At 68.9% G+C, this 19,540-nt stretch carries 13 protein-coding genes and 4 pseudogenes; 10 read left to right on the plus strand and 7 right to left on the minus strand.

Features of this window, described 5'->3' with window-relative positions; all coding sequences use genetic code 11:
- Positions 1 to 774: 774 nt before the first annotated feature.
- From ACFWFZ_RS27035 to ACFWFZ_RS27045, 3 genes are all read left to right on the plus strand, one after another.
- Entirely contained in the window at positions 775 to 1,986 is a 1,212-nt protein-coding gene (locus ACFWFZ_RS27035) for a DUF418 domain-containing protein (protein ID WP_387125583.1), read from the plus strand.
- A 216-nt stretch (positions 1,987 to 2,202) separates the two neighbouring features.
- Positions 2,203 to 2,667, plus strand: a complete 465-nt coding sequence (locus ACFWFZ_RS27040; protein ID WP_387125584.1) for a winged helix-turn-helix domain-containing protein — start codon at positions 2,203 to 2,205, stop codon at positions 2,665 to 2,667.
- Positions 2,580 to 3,098: an IS630 family transposase gene (locus ACFWFZ_RS27045; RefSeq protein ID WP_387125696.1), complete on the plus strand. Its 519-nt coding sequence runs from the start codon at positions 2,580 to 2,582 to the stop codon at positions 3,096 to 3,098. Before ACFWFZ_RS27040 ends, ACFWFZ_RS27045 begins: the two co-directional genes overlap by 88 nt.
- 46 nt (positions 3,099 to 3,144) lie before the next feature.
- On the opposite strand, the pseudogene ACFWFZ_RS27050 reads toward ACFWFZ_RS27045, so the two are convergent.
- The 3 genes and pseudogenes from ACFWFZ_RS27050 to ACFWFZ_RS27060 form a co-directional block, all read right to left on the minus strand.
- Positions 3,145 to 3,678: pseudogene (locus ACFWFZ_RS27050) on the minus strand (IS3 family transposase); the annotation flags it as partial.
- 66 nt (positions 3,679 to 3,744) lie between these two features.
- Entirely contained in the window at positions 3,745 to 3,903 is a 159-nt protein-coding gene (locus tag ACFWFZ_RS27055; protein WP_387125701.1) for a hypothetical protein, read from the minus strand.
- 43 nt (positions 3,904 to 3,946) lie between these two features.
- Positions 3,947 to 4,078 (minus strand): annotated as a pseudogene (locus tag ACFWFZ_RS27060) (transposase); the annotation flags it as partial.
- Positions 4,079 to 4,432: 354 nt separating this feature from the next.
- Between ACFWFZ_RS27060 and ACFWFZ_RS27065 the strand changes: the two are divergent.
- Positions 4,433 to 5,176 (plus strand): nucleotidyltransferase domain-containing protein, encoded by a 744-nt coding sequence (locus ACFWFZ_RS27065; protein WP_387125585.1) that lies wholly within the window; start codon positions 4,433 to 4,435, stop codon positions 5,174 to 5,176.
- 177 nt (positions 5,177 to 5,353) lie between these two features.
- On the opposite strand, the gene ACFWFZ_RS27070 is transcribed toward ACFWFZ_RS27065, so the two are convergent.
- Both ACFWFZ_RS27070 and ACFWFZ_RS27075 read right to left on the minus strand, forming a co-directional pair.
- On the minus strand, positions 5,354 to 5,857 hold the full coding sequence (locus ACFWFZ_RS27070; protein WP_387125586.1) for a hypothetical protein: 504 nt from the start codon (positions 5,855 to 5,857) through the stop codon (positions 5,354 to 5,356).
- A gap of 5 nt (positions 5,858 to 5,862) precedes the next feature.
- Positions 5,863 to 12,096, minus strand: a complete 6,234-nt coding sequence (locus ACFWFZ_RS27075; RefSeq protein WP_387125587.1) for a DNRLRE domain-containing protein — start codon at positions 12,094 to 12,096, stop codon at positions 5,863 to 5,865.
- A gap of 1,112 nt (positions 12,097 to 13,208) precedes the next feature.
- Between ACFWFZ_RS27075 and ACFWFZ_RS27080 the strand changes: the two genes are divergently transcribed.
- The 5 genes from ACFWFZ_RS27080 to ACFWFZ_RS27100 all read left to right on the plus strand — a co-directional run bounded on the left by ACFWFZ_RS27080 (position 13,209) and on the right by ACFWFZ_RS27100 (position 18,832).
- Entirely contained in the window at positions 13,209 to 14,480 is a 1,272-nt protein-coding gene (locus tag ACFWFZ_RS27080; RefSeq protein ID WP_387125588.1) for a hypothetical protein, read from the plus strand.
- A gap of 241 nt (positions 14,481 to 14,721) precedes the next feature.
- Positions 14,722 to 15,120: a hypothetical protein gene (locus ACFWFZ_RS27085; protein WP_387125589.1), complete on the plus strand. Its 399-nt coding sequence runs from the start codon at positions 14,722 to 14,724 to the stop codon at positions 15,118 to 15,120.
- 45 nt (positions 15,121 to 15,165) lie between these two features.
- Positions 15,166 to 15,360: a hypothetical protein gene (locus ACFWFZ_RS27090; RefSeq protein WP_387125590.1), complete on the plus strand. Its 195-nt coding sequence runs from the start codon at positions 15,166 to 15,168 to the stop codon at positions 15,358 to 15,360.
- A 254-nt stretch (positions 15,361 to 15,614) separates the two neighbouring features.
- A complete protein-coding gene (locus tag ACFWFZ_RS27095; RefSeq protein WP_387125591.1) occupies positions 15,615 to 17,531 on the plus strand; it encodes an ISL3 family transposase in 1,917 nt (638 codons plus the stop codon).
- A 536-nt stretch (positions 17,532 to 18,067) separates the two neighbouring features.
- On the plus strand, positions 18,068 to 18,832 hold the full coding sequence (locus ACFWFZ_RS27100) for a maleylpyruvate isomerase family mycothiol-dependent enzyme (RefSeq protein WP_387125592.1): 765 nt from the start codon (positions 18,068 to 18,070) through the stop codon (positions 18,830 to 18,832).
- A gap of 18 nt (positions 18,833 to 18,850) precedes the next feature.
- Here ACFWFZ_RS27100 and ACFWFZ_RS27105 read toward each other — a convergent pair.
- Both ACFWFZ_RS27105 and ACFWFZ_RS27110 read right to left on the minus strand, forming a co-directional pair.
- A pseudogene (locus ACFWFZ_RS27105) lies at positions 18,851 to 18,976 on the minus strand (IS5/IS1182 family transposase); the annotation flags it as partial.
- Positions 18,970 to 19,142 (minus strand): annotated as a pseudogene (locus ACFWFZ_RS27110) (IS5/IS1182 family transposase); the annotation flags it as partial. The pseudogenes ACFWFZ_RS27105 and ACFWFZ_RS27110, both read right to left, overlap by 7 nt.
- A 139-nt stretch (positions 19,143 to 19,281) precedes the next feature.
- On the opposite strand from ACFWFZ_RS27110, the gene ACFWFZ_RS27115 reads away from it, so the two are divergent.
- Entirely contained in the window at positions 19,282 to 19,539 is a 258-nt protein-coding gene (locus ACFWFZ_RS27115) for a hypothetical protein (protein WP_387125593.1), read from the plus strand.
- Position 19,540: the final 1 nt, after the last annotated feature.

Here is a 19,540-nt window from a genome sequence, read left to right on the forward strand (position 1 = left end):
CCGCCAGCACACAGCACACCGCCAGCCCCAACCAGCCAACTGATCAACCCAGCTCAACACACCAGACACCGATCAAGAAGAACGAACGGCGACACCACCGAGCGCTAGGTCGGGCTGGTCGCCACTACACCGAACGCCCGTTCATTCCAGCCGGGCCCTGCTGCTCCGACCTGGGATAGATCTCCTGGCCCGGGCCGGAGTGGCAGGCCGGCGTCGTGGTCGAGCCAGAGGATGGCGTTCGGATTGGCGGCGAGGTAGTCGCGCAGGGCGTCAGCGACGCGGTGTCCTCGTACGGGTCGGCCTGTTCCTGTGCGGATTGCCGGGTGTAGAGGGCCCGTACGAGGCGGGCGCTGTTCTGGACGCAGCGGGCGGTGCCCTCCAGCGTGGCTGACAGGCGGCCGTCGGCTTCGCGGAGGACGACTTCTGCGAGGGCGCCGCGGCGGTCGCTCTTGGGCAGGTGGTTCCTTATGGTGCGTCCCGTCGACCGTATTGCCAGGCGCCTGCGGCGCCGATCGCAACGGTGAACACGGCATACACCGCAAGCCCGGTCCAGGGGCCGAGCCCGCTGCCCAGCAGCGTCTGCGTGAGCGCGGCATCCGTACCATCGCCAGCGTCTGGGGTGCCTGACATGGCTGCTCTTGCGGCTGCGAAAGGCAGGAAGCCAGGCAGAGCGTTAGCCCCCAGGAGCCCGCTCAGGAGAAGGCCGAAGGCGCGCTCTGGGCGCGCGGGATCCGTTGTTCGGCTGACGACTACCTGGGGGGAACAGTGCCTTCAGTGGCAGCGCACACACAACGAGACCGACCGGCACGAATACCGGAGGTCGACGCCCTGCGCGGCTTCGCGCTCATGGGCATCTTCCTGGTCAACGCGCTGATGATGGCCGGTCCGTACAGCCTCGGAGCCATCACCGATCCGAGTGCCTCTGCACTCGACCGGACCGTCGAGGGCGTCGTCCAAACCTTCGCGGTCGGCAAGTTCTACCTGATGTTCTCGTTCCTCTTCGGCTACAGCTTCACCCTGCAGCTGGCCTCCGCCGAACGCGCCGGCACGAGCCCCGTTCCCCGCCTGCTGCGCCGATCACTCGGCCTGCTCGTCCTGGGAGTCCTGCACGCCGTACTCCTGTACACCGGCGACATCCTCACGACATACGCGGTGCTCGGCCTGATCCTCATCGCCGCACGCAACTGCACACCCGGCGCGGCACTGCGGGCCGCCCGGGTCCTGTACGGATGTCTCAGCGCGTTCCTGCTCCTTCTGGGCTTGGGGACCCTGCTCATGTCGGACGCGGAAACAGCCGAAGCGGACGCCGAACTCGCGGAAGCCCTGCCCGTGCTGGTCGCCGGCTACCGCCGCGACGCCCTGTCCGTCGTGCGGGCCAACATCGGCCAACTGCCCGACCAACTCCTCGCCGCGCTGCTGATGAGCGGCTTTGTCATGGCGGCCTTCCTGGTCGGGCTGCACTGCGGCAAGCGGCGTCTGCTCGCCGACACGGGGAACCACCGCGCTCGTATGCGCCGCATCCTCGTGATCGGTGCCGCCGTGGGCCTGCCCGGGAGCCTGTTCATGGCCCTGGCCGTCAGCGGCCCGCTCGGTCCCCGATGGTCACTCTTCGGTGAGATGGTGGGAACAGTCACGGCCCCCGCCCTCACCGCCGCGTACATCTGCGGGATGCTCCTGCTCATGAAGACCGCCCGCGGCGCGCGCATCGCAGCGCTCTTCGCCCCCGCCGGCCGAATGGCCCTGACAAACTACCTGAGTCAGTCCCTGGCCATGGCCCTCGCCTTCACCGCCTACGGCCTCGCCCTGTACGACCGCCTCAGCCCAGCCGTCGTCATACTCGGCGCACTCGCGCTGTACGCCATCCAGCTCGCCCTCAGTTCCCGACTGATGGCACGACACCGCTACGGCCCCGTGGAATGGCTGCTGCGCACGATCACCCTTGCACGACTCCCGCACGACCACGACCGGTCAACAGTCACACAATGACGCACACCCGCTGACCCGCGCCGCACGCTATTGATCCGAAACGGTTTGGGTTCTGGGTCGTGGGTGGGGTGTGAGCGATCTGGTGGGGGACGCGCGGCATCTGTCGCCGGCGGCGCAGGAGGCCCTGCGGCTGCGGGCGGTGGCCGCGTTGGTGGCGGGGCGGGACCGTGAGGACGTTGCGGCGGTCTTCGGGGTGTCGCTGAAGGCCGTCGACGGGTGGGGCAGGCGGGCGGCCGGGAGGCGCTGGTCGTACGGCCGCGGGGCAAGCCGGTCGGGGTGCACCAGGTGCTCGGAGAAGCCGAGCAGGGCGCCGTGCGGCAGGCCGTCCTCGACCATCGACCCTGTGACGTGGGCTTGAGCGGGCAGCTGTGGACGCGGCGGCTGGTGGGCGAGCTGATCGCGAAGCTGTACCGGCTGCGGCTGACCGAGCCCGGGGTGGGCAAGTACCTCAAGCGGTGGGGACTGTCCTTCCAGCGTCCGGACAAGCGGGCTGTGGAGCAGGACCCGCAGGCCGTGCGCCGCTGGCACGACCTGGCCGGCGATCCGGGCAAAGGCGAAGAAGCGGTGAGGTCCTCTTCGCCGACCAGGTCGGCATCCGCTCCGACCAGGTCACCGGCCGCACCTGGGGCGAGAAGGGGAAAACTCCCGTCGTGCGGCGGACTGGCAACCGGTTCTCGGTGAACGCGATGTCGGCTATTAGCACCACGGGCCGGATGCACTTCATGGTCTTCACCGAGAGCTTCACCGCCGAGGTGATGTGCCGCTTCCTGGACCGGCTCGCCGGCCACTTCGACCACAAGATCCATCTCGTGGTCGACGGGCACTCCGCCCACCGCTCGCGGAAGGTCCGCGACTGGCTCGCCGCCCACCCCGACGCCATCGAGCTGCACTTCCTGCCCCCGTACCCGCCCGAGCTGAACCCCGACGAGCTGGTCAACGCCGACCTCAAACACAGCCTGCCCAAGCAGCACCGGGCCCGCAATCAGGCAGAACTCGCCGCTGAGACCCGCCGCTTCTTCCGCAGACGCCAGCGTCAGCCTCACATCGTCCGCGGCTACTTCGGCGGCCCACACGTCCGCTACGTCTTGAATGAGAACCCCATGAGTTGCTAATCAATAACTCGCGGATTCTGTCGCGGAGTTGTCCGGAGGTGTATTCCGATCCGCAGTCGCTGTGGATCACACAGCCGGGTTCCAGGCGGCCCAGTGCGGCGGCCATGTCCAGGGCGTCGACGACGAGGTCGGCGCGATGGTGGTCGGCCATCGAGTACCCGATGATCTCGCGTGTGGACAGGTCCAGCCACGAGGCGAGGTAGAGCCAGCCCTCGGCCGTGGGGATGTAGGTGATGTCCCCGACGATCTTCGTGCCGGGGCGGGCGGCGGTGAAGTCCCGGCCGATCAGGTCCGGCGACGGGGCGGCCTTGGCGTCGGCCTTGGTCAGGCTGCGGCGGCCCGTGCGCCGGCTGTTCCCGGCGATGCCGTTCTCCCGCATGACCCGTGCCACCCGCTTGTGGTTGACCGGCCGTCCCTGCCGGCGCAGTTCGGCGGTGACGCGCGGGACGCCGTAGTTCCGCCGGGACGCGATATGGATCACCGTGATCTGGTGGGCCAGGGCCTCATCGGCCCGCCGCCTCGCCTCGCAGGCCTCGGCTCCGGCCACCCACGCGTAGTACGTGGAGCGGGCGGTCTTCATCGCCTTGCACAGCAGCACGACCGTGAAGTTCGCCTTCTCCGCGTGGATGAACCGGCATATCTCGGCTCACCGATCGCTCTCCTTCGCGAAGAAGGCGGTCGCTTTTTTCAGGATCTCGATCGCCTTCGCCTGCTCGGCGGTCAGCTTCCGCAGCCGCTTCAGCTCTTCGTCCCGGTCGGCGGCACTCTGCCCGGCCCGCCCACGATCCTGCCTCCTGGGTGGCACGGGCCTTCTTCACCCAGCCCCGCAGGGACTCCGAACTGATCCCGAGCTCCCGGGCGACCTCGGCCACCGTCCGTCCTGATGAACGAACGAGATCGATCGCGTCCCGCTTGTACTCGTCCGAGTACCGCTTCGTGTACTTGCTTCCCACCTGGCACTGCTTCCTCTGGGCTCTCACGTCCCAGTCTCCAGGTGTCCACGATCAAGGGGAAGCTTCAAGTACATCGTCACCCTCAACACCGACACCCTCAGCACCGCCGCCCAACGCGGATTCAACCCCGAACCCCACATCCGCAGCCCCCGCCTCACCGACGACGAAGAGGGCGGCCTCTTCGGCTTCCGCTTCAAAGCCGCAGGCAAAGCGTAGCCACTCCCATAACGCGCGCCCGGCCCCGCTGCTCCACCTGCGGCTGTGGCCGGGCCCCCGCCGAACCGGGGCACGTCCTCCGTGCTCGCGTCCAGACGCAGACGCACGTACCGGATGGGGTGCCTGTAGACGCCTCTTATCAAGGACCCTGGCACTCTGCCCCTCATGCAGCATGTAGACCCCATCGACCAGGCGCGACGTCTCGTCCGCAGCCGGTTCCCCGAAGCGCTCTCCGTCGTCCTCGCAGGCTCCACGGCTACCGGAAGAGTCACTGCCAGCAGCGACCTGGACATCGCGGTGCTCATCGAGGATGGCGGCGTGACCTGCCGGGAGACGATCCGGTTTGAGGAACGTGTCGTAGAACTCTTCGTCCACACCCGTACCGGTCTCCTGGAGCTCTTCGCCGCAGACGTCGCCGCACGGCGGGCGGTGCTTCAGAACATGTATGCCTCCGGTCTCGTTCTGGTCGACTCCAAGGGTGAGGCCGGGCGCGCTCGCGCGCTGGCCGAAGCGGACCTTCGTGAAGGTCCGCCTGCATTGGAATCCGAGACAGTCGATACGAAACGCTACGGTCTGACGGATGCGCTGGACGACCTCGCTGACGCGAGGGACCCCGTCGAGCGTCTGGCCGTGGCCGGGTACGTGGTCAGCGCCGCCGCCGATCTGCTCTGCGACCACCATCACGCGTGGATCGGCGGCGGAAAGTGGTTCCCCCGCCGCCTGTTGGAAGCCGACCCAGAGCGCGGAGCCGCCCTTCTCGAAGGACACCACCACTTGTGCGGCTCAGGCGAGCCCACAGCGCTGATCAGCGCAGCGTCAAAGGTGCTCGACCTCGTCGGCGGCCCCCTCCGCGAGGGCTACCGCAAAACCTGGCACGGCACCATCGACTCGGTTGCCGCGACGCGCTAACGCAGACTGCAAACACCGCAGCGGACATCGGACAGCTGGCGACCCCGTCTGCCCCCTCTTCCGCGTTGCCGTCGCCGACGACGCCCGTGGGCATCGCGGTGGAGTCGGGGCAGGGTCACGAAAGAGGCGCCTGGCGGGCCGTCGGCCCGCCAGGCGCCTCGGTGCGCTGTCAGCGGTTCAGCAGGCGATCGTGGATCCGTCCAGAGCGGACTCCACGGTCACCACGTACTCCTTCGGCCCGTCGGCCCCCACCCGGAGCAGCGCCGGCTGACCGGCCACCTCCTTCTGGAAGCACATACCAAAGCCGCTCCGGAGCCGGTCTGGGGCCTGGGCCCGGGTGCCGACCGCCTTCCATCCTTCCTTGCCTGCGGTGTCCCAGTAGTGGGCGGCCAGAGACTGGGCGTCCAGGTCGTGGGTGTAGCCGCTGTCCGCTGCGACCCAGGGATCGCCGCTGTCGTCCATGCACTCCACGCTGGTCCGTTCTGCCACGGGCGTGGCACCGGCCGGGGCGGCGGGCGCCGCGGCCGAGACCTGGGCCATGCGCTCGGCCGCCCTCGTCTCCTCGCACGAGCCTTCCGACCCGTAGAAGAGCACGTACAGCAACCCTGCCAGCAAGGCGAGGCCGAGGGTGGCGGCCAGGCCCAGATACATCCCGCGACGCGGGGATTGTGTCGTGCTCATGGGGTTTATGGCCATCTCGTCTTCAGGGCGCGCTTGTCGATGTATACGAGCGCATAGTAGTAGAGGTTCCACCAGAAGGTGCCTGAGTAGTACCACCGCAGCATGCTCCACCAGTTCCGCACGGCGAAGCTCCGGGCGACGCTGTTGTTGTGCTGGTCGATCTTGGTGTCGTCACCGCTTTCGCCCCACTCGTGCGCGTCTCCCAGCCGCTTGGCCGCTCGCGCGCCGAAGAAGAAGGTCAGGCTGGTCTGCCACATGAAGTGCCGGATCGCGTTGTTGACCCGGCCCTTGCGGAAGGACGCGAGCAGCATCCCCGAGATCGCTGTGGCCAAGGCGCAGCCGCGCCATCCGAGCGACCTGCAGGCGTTGGCCTCGATGATCTTCTTGCGCCAGGACTTGGAGATCCGGCCGTCCAGGTCCTGCTGGTTGACCGGGTCGGCGTTGGCGTACTCGTACGCGTTCGCGCTGCCGCCGTAGACCGGGTCCGCGGAAAGGAAACGGCCGGTGGACGGGTTGTAGAGGCGGGCGCCCATCAGGGTCAGACCGCTGGGCGTCTCGCCGGAGCGCTGGTGACCGCCGAGCCAGCCGTAGCGGGCCGAGGCCTGTCCCGTACGGGGCTTGCCGTACTCGTCGGTGTCCAGCACCAGGGGCGGCTGGCTGGCGGTCAGCGGGAGCTGCATGGCGACGGAGCCCTGGATCGTCGTCAGGTGCAGGACGACGTCCCCCGTCTTGCTGGTGGTGGTCAGGCCGCCGGCGGAGGCCACGTTGCGGGTCACCGCACCGGTCGCGGTGTCCTCGACGATCCAGCGCGGGTTGTCCGTGTCGTCGCCGTAGTGGTTGACCCGGGACGCGGTCTGGGTCCAGGCCGAGCCGTTGTACGACTCCTTCGTCCACCCGCGGTAGCGCTGGGCCGCGTCGAGGCCCCAGGTCTGCCGCTGGTTGGACAGAGTCTGCTGACGGGTGCGGTCGCTGTTGTAGTAGGCGATGCTCCCGTGGCCCGGAACGGTGGTGGTGCGCCCGAACTCGTCGTAGGCGTAGCCGCTGTCGACGATCCGGTCGGCGCTGTCGTAGGTGTGGGTGGTGGTGGTTCCGCCGGTGGCCGGGCAGTCGGCGCCCGGGGCGCCGACGGCCGTGGTCAGGCCCGTGCGGTTCGAACGCCCGTCGAAGGCGTAGGTGCGACGGGTGCAGACGGTGTCCGCCGTGTCCTCGACGGAGGCCAGGCGGCCCGCCGTGTCATAGCGGAACCGCTGGTCGGAGATACCGGAGTGCGTGGTGATCTGGCCGTGGACGGATTCGTTCACGGTGTCGCTGTAGACGACGGCCGAGTCGCTGTCGCGCACGTAGCTGCGCTTCGTGGCGTCACCGCCCGGGTCCGTGCTGATGTTGAGCGTGTACCCGCCGGGCAGCTTCTCGCTGCGGACGGCGCCTGCCGCGTCGAACGACGGCCGGAACTCGCCGGCGACCGAGTCGGTGGTCTTCGTCGGAAGGCCTCGGGGTTCGGCGGCGTGGTCGTAGGTGAAGGTGACGGTCGATGGCACGTTGTCAGTGATCTTGGTCGGGCGGTCGAGCAGGTCGTACTCGGTGGTGGTGACACCGCCGTCGGCATCGGTGTAGGAGATCGTCCGGCCGAGCTTGTCGAACTGCTTGACGATGGTCCCGCCGGTGGGCGAGGTGTTCTTGAAGGCCCGGCCGGTCACCGCGTCGTACTCGGTGGTGGACTCCGGAGCGGCCGTGCCGATGGCGCCGGTCGTGGTGACCTTGGTCGTCCGGCCGGCCGCGTCGGACTCGGTGGTGGTGGTCCGCGTGGACCCGTTCACCGTCTCGATCCGTTTGGCCGGGCTGCCCCACCAGTTGTACTCGGTGGTGATGGTCGCAAGCTTGGCCGGGTTCGACCCGCCTCCGGTGATGTCGCCGGCCGGACCGACCGTGCAGACCAGGTCGGCCCACTCGGGGCGGCCCTGGCAGGTGCCGGTGCCGGTCGCCGACCAGTACGTGGTGACGCGGGTCGAGGCGTCGCTGCCGTTCGATCCGTGGAGGAGCTGCTTGGAGACCCGGTTCTTGGCGTCGTACTCGGTCGTCTCCGTGATGGCCAGGCCACCGGGGTCCCTGACGGTCCGGATCGGCAGGCCCCTGAGCCAGTCATAGACGGTCTCGGTCGCGCGGGGCTCACCGAGTACTGTCGGGTGCTCGCGGACCTGGGCGCCGACGGTGGCCTTGGTGACCTGGTCCTTGACCCTGGCGGTGCCGTTGGTGGGCCGTCCGGCGTCGTATTCGAGGATGGACCGGTCACGGGCGGTGACCGAGGTGCCGGCCGGAACCAGCAGGGTCGCTCCGTTCTTCAGGTCGGCGGTCAGGTCTACACGCCGCAGCGGGCCGAGCCTGCCGAGCTCCCGCACTCCGGCCGCGTCGAACGTGGTCGCGGTGCTCAGCTGGTGGGCGCGCTCTGCGCTGGTGAGCTGGCCGATGCCCAGGTTCGCCTGTGCGGCCTGGTCCGCGGGGCTCGTGCCCAGCGCCAGGGCCCGGTTGGCGGCCGAGAGCTCGCGGACGGTGTTTCCATACCGGTCGTACTCGGTGGTGGTGATGTGACCGCCGGGCGACGCGCTGTTGACAGGCCGACCGGAGGCGCCCAGGTAGGTGACAGACGCCCGCGTGTAGGCCGAGGCGGCGAGTGCCGAACCGGAGTGGGACGAGGGGACTGCGTCGGCGGGGAACAAGGCGGTCGCGTCGGTGGGTGCGCTGGTCTGCCCCCATGCCTTCACGTCGGCCGTGCCCATCGGGTACGGGGCCGCGCCGCCGGTGAGCGGGACGCCGTAGACCACGCTGGTGGCCGAGGTGCCCTGCTCCTCGCCCGCCGTGCCCGGCTTCAGACCGGCCCGGGAGGCCTTGAGCAGCATGCCGTCACCGGCCGTGGGCGAGGATCCCGCCTGGCCGTACGTGAATGACCAGGGCAGTTCGGACTTGGTCTGCAGCCAGTCGATGCGGTCCGCGGCGTTGTACGCGTACTGCGCCTGGGTACTCTGCGCCAGGTTGGGGTCCCACTGCTGGCGGAGGTTGCCGCCTGCGTCGTAGCGGTAGGTGGAGACCGCCTTCGAGGTGGCATTCGCGGCCCCGGGCTCCGTGGACCACAGCCGGATCTCCTTCACCTGGCCAGCGAAGTCGCCGAAGTCGGCGGAGGTGCTGTATCCGGTGGCGGTGGTGGCAGTCGCGTAGACGAACTCCAGCGAGCGGCATCCCTTGGTCTGCGGGGTGGTGGCGCAGACCGACGTGGTCACGGCGGAGGTCGGAGCGATGACCCGCTTGGGGCGGGCCAGCTTCTTGGTGTCGACGGTGACCGTTTCCGAGACCACGGTGGTGGTCGAGTTCTCGACTCCGCTGACCAGGGTGCTGGAGACCTGCCAGGTGGTCATCGCCGGGTCGCCACGGGTGAACTCGGTGACCGTGCCGCCGTCGTCGGTCAGCGTGAACGAGCCGCTGAGGCCACCGGTCAGCGTTATGCTGCCGGCGCCGGGCTCGGAGACCCAGCCGGTGCGTGCCGCGTTGGCGGTGAAGTGCAGCGCGTCACCCGAGGTGGTCACGACGTCCACGGCCGTGTCCGAGACCCGCGCGACGTGCGAGTAGTCGGACTGGACGATCTCGGCCGCCGTGCCGGAGGCCCACTCCTGGCCGAAGATCGCGGCCTGGCCCTCCTGCTTGATGCCCTTGTGAGGGTCGCGCGAGGACGTGGTGCGGGAGACGGACATGCCGAAGGCGGACACGTCGGTGGCCGACACCTCGTAGTCGCCGGTCAGCAGGTTGAGCGTGCCCGGACCGACCGGACTGGTGGCGGCGCCGCTCGCGTTGCGGTCGACGACTACGGCGAGGGGCTGGGTGGCGCCGGTGGCGCTCGCCGGGCCGGTGAAGTCGGCCTTGATCTGGACGCTGCCGTCCGGGTCGACCGTGTCGGTGGTATTCCAGACCAGTGCGGGAGTGCGCCCCGAGGTCATGGACACGGGCCAGGCCGTCAGCGGCGTGCCGCCGTTAGTGACGTGCCCCGGCGGAATCTGGACCCAGGGGTCGGCCTCGGAGCGGCGCCAGGAGAAGGACGCCGCGTTGAAGGCGGCGCCGTCCGCTTCGGCGGTCAGGGGAAGCCGTCGGGCCGTACGCTCGCCGTCCTCAGGCTGGACGAAGCCGCCCGGCCCGGCGTGGAACTCGTACTCGACGGCCTCCGACTCGTTGTCGGCCTTGTCGACGGTGCGCACATGGAGGGTGTGGGTTCCGTTCGACGGCGGGGTGACGGACAAGGTCCGGGTGCCGGCGGCGCCGTCGGTGGGCACGCGCGTCCACTCGGCGGCGTCCAGGGACCATTCGAGCCACTGGTGGTCCGTGCCGGCGGGCGGGGAGACGGTGAAGTTCCCTGCCTGCCCGGCGCCCTTGACCCAGGCGTTGGACGGGTAGTCCGTCGAGATCAGCCCGGTGGGGGCGGAGGGGGCGGTGGTGTCGACGGTGAACGTCTTCCAGGCCGACCAGCCAAGGTTGTAGTGGGTTCCGTCGTACGGGTTGGAGCGGAACTTGTATGTCTTGCCGTTGGTCAGCACACCTGCCGGAACGGTGACCGAGGCAGCCTCGCCGGAAGCGACGAAGGGCGACACGACGACGTTGCCGACCTGGGTGTTGGTGGCCGAGTCGAAGATCTGGAAGGTGCCGTTGACCTGGTCACCATTGGCGTCGACGAAGGTGTCGCGCAGGGTCGGGGTCAGGGTGTTGACGGTGTAGGCGCCGCCGTAGGAGAAGAACGGCGGGCCGGCCTCCTGCTTGGTGCCCGTCCGCGGCCGGTAGTTGTAGGTGACGGTCAGCTTAGGGACATTGGAGGCGGCGTTGGAGGAGTTCACCCGCTTCCACTGCTTGATGTTGTTCTCGTCCGTGGCCCGCAGGCCCATGCCCGAGACCGCCCACTTGTTGTTGGACCAGTGCTGGACCAGGCTGGTGACGTCGGCGTTGATCCAGCCGTCGGGCTGGGTGGCGCAGCCCGGGTTGCCCTTGGTCTCGGTGGAGGTGGCCATCTTGGTGACCATCGCCGGCTGATTGGTCCAGCGGGAGGCGGTGGAGGCGTTGTTGGCGGTCCACACTTCCCAGGGCTGAGCAGTGCAATCCGTGTTGCCGGAGTGGAAGTTCCACAGCGACAGTTTCGCGTCCGAGATCAGCGCGTCGGCGACCGGGGCGGTGTTCCAGGTGATGAAGGAACGCGCCGTGCGCCAGGTTCCGTCACCGTTCTTGGTACCGGGGTTGCCGAGGTCCAGCTCGGTGTCGTTGGACCAGTCGACGGTCTCGCCCTGCTGGACGTAGGTGTCGAAGAGGTTGCCCAGCGAGGACGTCGAGGGGTCGACGGTGACAGGGTACTTCGTCGCGGGGTCCGCGAGGAAGGCCGCGTCGGGGGTGATGACCAGGTCGACGCCGTCCTTGGTCTTGACGACCTTCATGCCGACCTTCGCCCGCCGGGTGTGCTCGCCGGAGGCGGCGTCGACGGTCGCGTCCCACATGACTGGGGCCGGCATGGTCGCGGCCTTCTGCGACTTCTTGTCGGTGAACAGCACGCTGCCGTCGGGCTGCTGCTCGACCTTCAGGCCCATGGTCTTCAGGGGCAGCGTGTAGCCGAAGCCCGCCTCGGGCTTCGCCTTCAGTTCGACGAACTGCTCGAAGCCGGTACGGGTCGCCTCGACGATCAGGTCCGCACCCGGCACGGCGCCTTCGTACGTGGCCTTCGTGCCGTCCAGCTTCGGGGCCGGCAGGCCGCCGCGCCACTGGAGCGTGATCGCCTCGTCGCCGGTGCCCAGTGTCACCAGGTCCGCGGCCGCCGTCGTGTCGCCGGCCGGCGGGGCCGACTTCAGGAAGGGCACCTTCGAGGCGGTCTTCCCGGACAGGCGCAGGCCCTGCGGGTGGGCCTTGGAGGCGACCGAACCGTCGGGCCCGGCCGCGAGGTTCACATCGACGTCGCGCCACTGGCCCGTGGCGGGGTCCTTGAACCGGATCGGGCCGGCCGCGATCTCGGTGGTCAGCGACCCGTCCTGGTTGACATACGTCGTGGACGTCTCGGAGCGCTCCGAGAGCGCCTCCACGCGGTGCTTGTACAGACGCGCGGCCACCCGGGCGGACGGTATGTCCGCCGCGGACTGCGCGGTCTGCGGGGCCTGCTTCGCCTTGTCAGCGCCGGGGGCGGGGGCGGCGATGGCGGCCTCGGCTCCGTAGATCGTCGACACGGTCATCACGACAGCCAGCGCGGCGGCCGTGGCACCCAGCCCGGCCGGTGCCCTGAACGGCGACCGGGCGCGCCCCGCAGGCCCGTCCGCTCTTCTTCGGTAACGCAAGATCCCCCCAGGGGATGACGATTCGACCACCTGCACATCGCAAATGATCACTGCCTTGAAAGTAGCCATCCCTACAAGGTCTAAAATCGTCACCAACTGCGCGAAGTGATTCTTTCCCGTGAGCGGAATGACATCTCATTTCGGCCACGAGGCGCCTGTTCGACCGAGTCGCACCTAACCCACTCAAAGTTACTGCCTGGTAAGCCCTCCGGTGCGCCGAACGGCCCACCCGAGCCCGCCTCTTGACTCCCAGGCAATTGACTCCGCCAGGGCCGGGCGACACCGGCGAGGCAGCAGGTTCTGGGGGCCCACGCTCGGCCCGAGGCCCATATCCGTCCACGCAAGCGAGGCCGATTTCCCGTGTCCGCGAGCCTGATCGGCAGCATCGCCCGTTCCGCCACGCCGCGGGCGACGCTGCGACGCTTCCTCGCTCTCGACTCCCGATCAGGGTGCAGTCCGGCCCGATCTCCGGATACACCTCCGCCCCGGCCGCTTCAAAATCATCATGGGGCGGGGCCCCGGAGGGAGATCACGCTCCCGGCGTTGGGTGTACGATGCAATCACCCCGGCGCCGAACACCCGCGAAGCACCCCAACGCCTCTGAGGCGAGTGGGGAAGGCGGGCGGGGGACCTGCACGCCGGGCGCGAGGCATCGGCGGAGCGGGCTCCGCGCGAGGCGCTGGAGTGGTAACAGCCATTCTGCGGAACTCTTCGCACGAAAGTCCGTAACTCACACACATATCACACACTGCGGCAGGCCCATGCCCTCCGGCGCCGGATGGTGGTGCAACACAGCCGGCAAGACCGGTCCTTGATGGCTGTGGGCTCGTGTTTGCGCAGGTCAGGGGACCAACGCGCAGGCATGTTGCAGTGCCGGTGTTGCACGGCCGAGCGGGACGGCAGTCTGGCTTCGTCGTAGGTCGGCGTGTTCGAAGATGAGGGCCCGTCCGGTGGGGCCCGGCGGATATCGCGTGGCGGACCAGTACCCGGGTCGGGCAGGGTGCCGGGTGATGAACGACGAGTACGAGATGTCATATGCCCTCCCTGACTCTGTGGAGGGTTTGCTGCAACGGGGGCGTGGCCTGGGTGCGGTGCGGGCGCTCCGGGAACCGCAAGGGTCTGCCGTGTCCGTGTATGACGGGATCCGCCGTGACTGGCGGTGGGACCAGTCCGACGAACGGTCTCTGTATCTGGCGCGGCTGGTCCGTGATCTGGACCTTTCTCTCATGCCGATCGTGGGCCAGCTGGCGGAGGACGAGGAGGCCTGCCTTCGGGCCTGCGAGGTACTGGAACTGTTGGCTCTAGCCGGATCGGGCGACGCCAGGGAAGCGCTTCGGGCGTATGTCGCCAAAGGCGAGCACTGGGTCCGCGTGTTGGAGTCGCTGTCAGCCTGCTGGCCACCGGAGTGGTGGGAAGACCTCGGTGACGTCGCGCGCGCCCGGATCGGCGCGGAGCCGGAGCTTCCGTGGTGCTCCGAGCCATGGACAAGGTTCGGGATCGAAGCCCAGAGCTCGCCGTTCGTTCCGCGGCCGTCACAGAACGGGCTCAGCACCGCAGAACTCCTCGGTCTGCTCGCCGACACCCGCATCGAAGGCACCACGAAGGTCGACGCGCTGCGCGCCCTGAATGCCCGAGAGCCTGCTGAGGAGCTGATCCCGCTGGTGCCGTTGTTGGGCATGTCCAACGGCCGGCGCCCCTTGCCCCTGCTTGGACGGGCCGTTGCGCGCCTGGGCACCCTCGCCATACCGGCGGCGCGCGGCTGGGCACAGGAGGACCTCCCCTGGCTGGCTCTGCTGGGTGCTGACGTCCTGGCCGACCATCCCGGCCCAGAGGCTTTGCCAGGGCTCGTGAACGAACTCGCCGAACAGTGGACGGCGCGGGCCTGGTGCGGTCCCGACCGGACGGCCCGGCGGCTGGCCCGGTTCGGACCAGGCGCCGCCGGGGCAGTTCCCTATCTGCGGCGCTTTTGGCTGCACACCCCGCACTCGTACGAGCGGACCGCGTACTTGGAGGCACTGGCCGCTATCGACCGGGACGGCCTGGAGCAGATCTACACCGAGTCCCTCTGGGATTGCGAGGAAACGACGCGGCTGTTGGGGATCACCTCGGCATCCGCGAGCCCGGAGACCCTGGGCCGGATCGCCGTACTGCGCGATGACCCGATGGAAACGACCGAGGTGAGAGCCGCGGCCCAAACGCGGCTGGCGGCCCCTTCGGCCGACTGTCCTGACCCTGTTCGAACGAGCAAGTCCGACCTTTCAGCGCGCCTCCCATTCTCGTGAACAACGGCCTCGGCCTGATCGGGGCGCCTCCCGAGCCGCTGAACAAACGCTGTCGAGACGGAGCGAGAGCGTTTGTCACCCAAGGGCAGGAACACCCCGTAGACAAGACAGACGATGTAGCCGAGTTTCAGCAACGCCCGGTTGCTTGACTTGGCCCTGATGTTGTGCGTTCCCGTGGCTGCGTGCCGCGGCTGGTCATCGTATGCACGACGGGCAAGGGATGGGGCGGCAGGATGACGCGGTGTCTGACTCTCTCCGTGAACTGTGGCTGCGCGGCATCGCCTTCAATCCGGCGGCGCCCTCCGATGTACTGATACGCCTGCTGGATCGGGCTGCCGGTGAGGCAGGCCAGCTGATGTGTGAGGGCCGTGACCTGCCCGCTGCCGTCATCGACGCAGCCCTGCAGCACCCGGCCATGGCGATCCGCGGCCGACTCGCCCGCAACCAGCACGTCGACCCCGCACAACTCGCCCCTCTGGCAACCGACCCGTCGGGGATCATCCGCGCTGGGCTTGCCGGAGGGTCCCGCCACCCCCGGCCCCGATGGGTCCGACCGCTGCCGGACGACATCCTCGTCACCTTCATGACCGCCCAGGACGGGGGCGAGGACGGCATGCTCACCGAGCACGAGATCACCTAGGAGCTCAGTTTCTCTCGGCAGATCCCTCTGTCCTTCTACCGAGCCATGGCCGGGCACGAGCACCCCGAAATGGCCGCCGCCAATCCGATCCTGACGCCCGAAGTCCTGGAGGCCCTCCTCCCCGACCCCCGCACCGCAGAGGGCGCTGCGGCCAACCCATCCCTTCCCGTCCCCCGCATGCACGCGCTCCTCGACCACTGCCTGAACAGCGCTGCCCTCCCGCCCGCGGCGGGATGCTGAGAAACGATGCCCGCGTAGCGATCACAGGCAGGGCAACCTGCGCCCGCCATCGGTCGACGCCGACGTGTCAAATAGGCGTTTCCAAGTCTCGGTTCTGGCACAGATCTTGGGGAGTCGTCGCGGAGCGTTACGGCGATGTTCGATTGTGAGGAGTCGGGTCCGCGTGAGACCGCGTACGCCTCGGCGTTGGACGGTCAGAATTGACGCTCCCTCAGGTGCCTGTCGACAGCTGATGCGGTCGGTTGTGGACGGTGATGGTGCTGATCATGCAGACCGATGCACCGTTCTGGGACTCGCTGGTGTTCGATGGAATCGACGAGGTGGATGTCGAGGCGGTCACGGCTGCTTTCGGCACGGTCGAGGTGGTGGCGAGGGGCCGCGCGGCCGGGGCGGCATGTCCGGACTGCGGCCGCTTCTCAGACCGAGTCCACGACCGTTACCAGCGCAGGCTGAAGGACCTTCCACTCGCTGAACAGGGCCTGGCGATCCGGCTGACGGTCCGACGCTTCATCTGCGGGTCGGCGGACTGCCCGCGCCGGACGTTCGCCGAACCGTTCTCCCAGCTGACCGCCCCGTACGCACGGTTCACCACGCGGCTCAACCAGGCCCTGGAGCGAGTGGGGCTCGCCCTTGCCGGGCGGGCCGGCGCCCGGCTGGCCGCCCAGCTGGGCTTCGGCGCCGGAAGGATGACCTTGTTACGCAGGGTCATGGCATTGCCCGATCCTCAGTTCAGCACGCCGCGCGTGCTGGGCGTGGACGACTTCGCGATCCGCCGCGGCCAGACCTACTCCACCGTCTTGACCAGCGTCGAAGACCATTGCGTGGTCGATGTGCTCCCGACCCGTGAAGCCGGGCCGCTGGCCGCGTGGCTGATCCGCCACCCCGGCGTGGAGATCATCTGCCGGGATCGGGCGGGCGCCTACGCCGAGGGTGCCCGCCGCGGCGCCCCCGACGCTCTGCAGGTCGCCGCCCGGTTCCACCTGTGGCAGGGCCTCGGCCGAGCCGTGGAGACCTGCGTCGCCGCCCACCGCGACTGCCTACACAACCCGTCGCCCAACGGCATGCTGCCGCAGGACACCCGCCCAGCCCCCGGCCGGTCACAGGACGACTCGGAGCCCGTCGGCCGGCGGGCCGAGCGGAAGAAGGCCGCGCACGCCCTGGTCCACGAGATGCTCGCCCAGGGCCACTCACGCCGCGCGATCGCCCGGCACCTGGGCTGGGGCCTCAACGCCGTGCTCCGATACGCGAGCGCCGCACGCTGGCAGGACACCTTCCGCGAGAACCGGCCCCGACCAAGCAGACTGGACCCCTACAAGCCCTACCTGGAAGGACGATTCGCCGAGGGATGCACCAGCGTCACCCGACTCCACGGCGAGCTGATAGCCGAGCAAGCTCCTGTCACCTACGGCATGGTCCGCGCGCACATCGCCACTTTGCGCGGGGCCCTATCCGGGGCGCCGCCCCGGCCGCCGACGGTGCGGCAGGTGACCGGCTGGATCACCCGGCACCCCGCGACCCTGAACGAGGAAGACCGCGCCGGCCTGAAGGAAGTCCTGGCGCGCTGCCCCGGGCTGGACAAGGTCGGCGAACATGTCCGCGGCTTCGGCGAGATACTCACCGACCGCCTCGGCGTCACGCTCCCCACCTGGATCGACGCAGTCGACGCCAGCCAGCTGCCCGGCCTCACCGGCTTCGCCGTCCATGCGCCGGGACCTCGACGCCGTGACCGCCGGGCTCACTCTCGACTGGAGCTCCGGCGGCGTCGAGGGCGCCGTCAACCGCATCAAGAAGATCAAGCGGCAGCTCTACGGCCGAGCCGGATTCGAACTACTCCGCAAGATGATCCTGCTTCAGTGACTCTCCGCGATCGTGACGTTTCGTCAAAAACGCCTTCTGCCCCCACTCGTCAGAAGCGCGGCCCGACACTGGGATGTGACGCCAAGGCACAGGCCGCGATCTGCAGTTGCGCTTTCCATGCCACCTCGTCGAGCCCCAGCGTGTACTCGATGCAGCACGCGCATGGCGGGAGTAGCGCCACGAATGCTTGCTCCTCGGCGGTCTCGACCTCCATTTCCGACCACTCGTCCGATGCCAACTCGGCAAGATCCACCTCCCCTGCGCTGAATCGCGAGGCCAGCCTGCGCAGCGCGTATCGTCGGGCCACGTGGTGATCGGGCAGAATGATCCCCAATTCTTCAAGGGCCTGCTCGAATGTGTCACGGATGTCCCGGGGGTCCGCATGACGCGGCAGACCGGCGAGCTCGCACAGGGTCGGCGTGTCCATTCCCATCGCGAGCGCCTGGGCAGCGGTCATCGGCAGGTCTTCCGGACACACCTGATCCGCCTGATACAGCCACGCTGCCTCCACCAGGGGCGGATAAGCGCCGCGGACAGGGCTGTCGGGTTCGGATGTGTTGTCTATCGCTGCCATGATTCATACGATGCCAGCACGGCTCGCGAGAGTGCCCGGAAATTTCGACTGTCCCGGCAAACCGCCCTACGGGCTGACCCAACCCATGCTGTTGCCCCGGTGACACTCCGCGACGACTCCCCAAGATCTGTGCCAGAACCCAAGTCTCATCAACATTCCGGGCACCAGCGACAAGCGACTGCTCCTGCAACTCGTCTACAAGCGTTCTCCGTTTCCGCCTACGCAGCCAGTCTTAATCGAGTGCGAGAGTCCCGGTCCGGGTGATACAAGGTCCGCGTGACTGATCATCTCTACTTCCCCACCCTGCTGCGGATGATTGACGAGCGTTCCGCCGCGTTCCGCGCCGCCGTCGCCGCGGCCCCCAGCCTCGACGCCGACGTCCCGTCCTGCCCGGGCTGGACCCTGTACGACCTGGCGAACCACCTCAGCGAGGGGGACCGCTTCTGGGCCTACATCGCGCTGAACACCGCGCCGGGCGACGAACGGCCGAGCAAGGACGGGCTGGCGGCGCCCAGGGAGCGCGAGGAGCTCATAACCTGGCTGGCCGACTCGACGGAGCAGCTGCTCACTGCTCTGCGCGAGGCCGGCCCGGAGCGGGGCTGCTGGGCCTGGTGGGAGCCGCTGGCCTCGCCGCACACGGTGGCCGCCGTGGCCCGGCGCCGCGTCCCGGAGTCGCTGATCCACACATACGACGCCCAGCTGGCCTCCGGTACCCCGCAGGAGCTGCCGACGACCGAGGCGGTCGACGCCATCGAGGAGTTCCTCGCCACCGTCTGCACCGGCACGGTCCCGTGGCCGGGCGAGCCCGCCACCATGGACTACCACGCAGCCGAGGCCGGCTCCTGGCGCCAGACGGTGGACGCCGCCGGTTCCCGCTTCACCCGCCTCACCGCGGCGGAGGCCGCCGAGAGCAAGCCCACCGCCGCCATCTACGGCACGGCGAGCGAGATGGCCCTGCTCATGTACATGCGCATCCCGGCCGGCTCGCTGCGGATCGAGGGCGACGCCAACCTGCTCCAGCAGCTGCAGGACTGGGGCTGAGGCCGACCGGCAGATGGATCACTTGAGGCGTCGGGTGGTGGGGCGGCCGTCCCAGCGGTAGCGGCTCGTCGAGCGTCGGATGAGCATGCGGAGCCTGACGAGAGTGGCGGCGAGGTAGAGGTGGAAGTCCACGACGCGTAGCCGGAGCCGTGGACCAGCGCGAGCACGATGTACTCGAAGACGGTCCGGTCTGGAATCCGTCGCCGGTGGCAACCCAGCGGATGGCTCTCGGCGTATCCCTTCCGCACGGCAGCAGAGCGGCGAAGTGGTCCCACAGGAGTTCCGAAAGGCATGCTGGGACCGCAGGCACGAGCCCTACGGGTGATCACAGAGCGTCAAGAACTCCATGATCCCTCAGGCTCGTGCCTGCCTTGCGTTCGGGCCCGCCTGGGCTGCCCCACCCACCATTTGCCGGTCGGTCTAAATCGAACACGTGCTTCACTTGGGGTGTGAGGCCACCGTTCCGCTTCCCCGAGGACCTGATCACGCTCCAACGGGCGTGGCAGCAGACCTACGCCGAACTCGCCCAGGCCCCTGCCGGGGCCGGCACGACCGCGCTGCGGCGCAGGCGGATCACCCTCCCCGGGACCCTGTGCATCCATCCCCACTGGGCGGCCCCCGCCGCCTGGCGGGCCGGCAGCGTCGAGCTGCGGCGCGCCGCCCGCACCCACACCTCCGCACCGGCAGAAGGGCAGGCAGCAGCATGAA

Source organism: Streptomyces sp. NPDC060232 (assembly GCF_042726555.1).
Lineage (GTDB): Bacteria > Actinomycetota > Actinomycetes > Streptomycetales > Streptomycetaceae > Streptomyces.

What these genes read in the sequence shown, in the direction of transcription:
- ACFWFZ_RS27065 (WP_387125585.1), top strand. Translation starts at nt 4,433, where the DNA reads ATGCAGCATGTAGACCCCATCGACCAGGCGCGACGTCTCGTCCGCAGC.
- ACFWFZ_RS27070 (WP_387125586.1), bottom strand. Translation starts at nt 5,857, where the DNA reads ATGAGCACGACACAATCCCCGCGTCGCGGGATGTATCTGGGCCTGGCC.
- ACFWFZ_RS27075 (WP_387125587.1), bottom strand. Translation starts at nt 12,096, where the DNA reads ATGACCGTGTCGACGATCTACGGAGCCGAGGCCGCCATCGCCGCCCCC.
- ACFWFZ_RS27080 (WP_387125588.1), top strand. Translation starts at nt 13,209, where the DNA reads ATGAACGACGAGTACGAGATGTCATATGCCCTCCCTGACTCTGTGGAG.
- ACFWFZ_RS27090 (WP_387125590.1), top strand. Translation starts at nt 15,166, where the DNA reads ATGGCCGGGCACGAGCACCCCGAAATGGCCGCCGCCAATCCGATCCTG.
- ACFWFZ_RS27095 (WP_387125591.1), top strand. Translation starts at nt 15,615, where the DNA reads ATGGTGCTGATCATGCAGACCGATGCACCGTTCTGGGACTCGCTGGTG.